Annotated in this window: 1 protein-coding gene; it reads left to right on the top strand. The window is 43.8% G+C overall.

All coding sequences use genetic code 11. From position 1 onward, the window contains the following. Window positions 1–259 precede the first annotated feature (259 nt). A complete protein-coding gene (gene iscB, locus JGK16_RS32600; RefSeq protein WP_293194027.1) occupies window positions 260–1,534 on the top strand; it encodes an RNA-guided endonuclease IscB in 1,275 nt (424 codons plus the stop codon). Window positions 1,535–1,611 lie beyond the last annotated feature (77 nt).

Raw genomic sequence — 1,611 nt, 5'->3', positions numbered from 1 at the left:
GTAAGGAACCCCACGCTTAAAAGCGGGGGCTTTTGGAAAGTCCGGCTCGTTTCGAGCGGTTCGAGAAGAAAGCCCGAACCTTACCAGAGACAGGATTAGACCTACGTTTTTAGAGTCATGATACCGGAAAATCCGTCGCTAGTTTTCCGCTCTATCGCTAAAAGTTAAACAGGCTTAACGGGGTTAAACCAGTGCTTTTGGCATAACAAGCTCATAAAACATTCAAGGGAGCGAACTTTACCCAGCAATGGAGGACTTTATGTCTAATTTTGTTTTTGTACTTGATAGTCACAAGCAACCGCTCAATCCAATCCGCCCAGGAATGGCTCGTAAATTGCTAACCACTGGCAAAGCTGCTGTTTTCAAAAGATATCCATTCACGATAATACTCAAGGTAGAGATAACAGCACCCCAGGAACCAATCACTCTTAAATTAGACCCTGGCTCCAAAACCACGGGAATTGCATTAGTCCAAGGAAAAAATGTAATCTTTGGTGCAGAACTAACTCACCGAGGTCAATCAATTAAAGCCAGTTTGGAGTCTCGCCGTTCACTGCGTAGAGGCAGGAGAAGTCGCCATACTCGTTATCGAAAAGCAAGATTTCTAAATAGAACTCGTTCTAAAGGATGGCTGGCTCCAAGCCTACAACATCGTGTTGAAACAACCCTGACATGGGTAACTAGATTAATGAAGGTCGCCCCCATTAGTTTCATTGTTCAAGAACTTGTGCGATTCGACTTACAACAACTAGAAAATCCAGAGATTAGTGGATTAGAATACCAGCAAGGCATTTTATGTGGTTACGAAATCCGCGAATATTTGCTGAATAAATGGGACAGAAAATGCGCGTATTGTGGAGTTGCTGATACACCATTACAAATCGAGCATATTCATCCCAAAGCAAAAGGCGGTTCTGATCGTATTTCTAATCTTTGCCTTGCTTGCGAGAATTGTAATACTCGGAAGGGAACTCAAGACATTGAGCAATTCCTCTCCAAGAAGCCAGATGTTTTGAAGAAGATTCTATCTCAAGCAAAACGTCCTTTAAAAGACGCAACAGTAGTTAATTCAACTCGCTGGGCGTTATTTAACCGACTCCGCATGACTGGCTTACCAGTTTCTACTGGCAGTGGTGGCTTGACAAAATTCAATCGCACTCGTTTGCAGCTACCTAAATCCCACTGGTTAGATGCTGCTTGTGTAGGCAAAGTCGAAGAATTGAAAGTGCTAACTTTTCAACCGCTGCTAATCAAGGCAACAGGACACGGTACGCGACAGATGTGCGGCACAAATAAGTTTGGCTTCCCAATTCGTCACAAGTCGAGAAAGCAAATTCATTTCGGTTTTCAAACTGGCGATATTATCAACGCGACAGTCACCGCAGGCAAAAAAGTCGGATCTTATGTAGGACGAATCCTTTGCCGTGCATCCGGTTCGTTCGATATCGCCACAATGAAGGGAAGAGTAGCAGGAATTAGTCACAAATATTGCCAATCTATTCACAAAAAAGATGGCTATTCCTATGGAGTTTAATTCAAGGCGACTGAAGTCGCAGCCGCTTTCCTCCCCATGTCTAAAGCCAGGGGCTTCTCGCTCGTTTTTTGGTGAAA

The organism is Microcoleus sp. PH2017_09_SFU_O_A (assembly GCF_020738625.1).
GTDB lineage: Bacteria > Cyanobacteriota > Cyanobacteriia > Cyanobacteriales > Microcoleaceae > Microcoleus.
Note: the sequence above shows the minus strand (reverse complement) of the source record. Positions and strands in the feature narration are given on the sequence as shown.

Excerpts from the sequence above, each read along its gene's own strand:
- iscB (WP_293194027.1), top strand. The coding sequence starts at position 260 with ATGTCTAATTTTGTTTTTGTACTTGATAGTCACAAGCAACCGCTCAAT.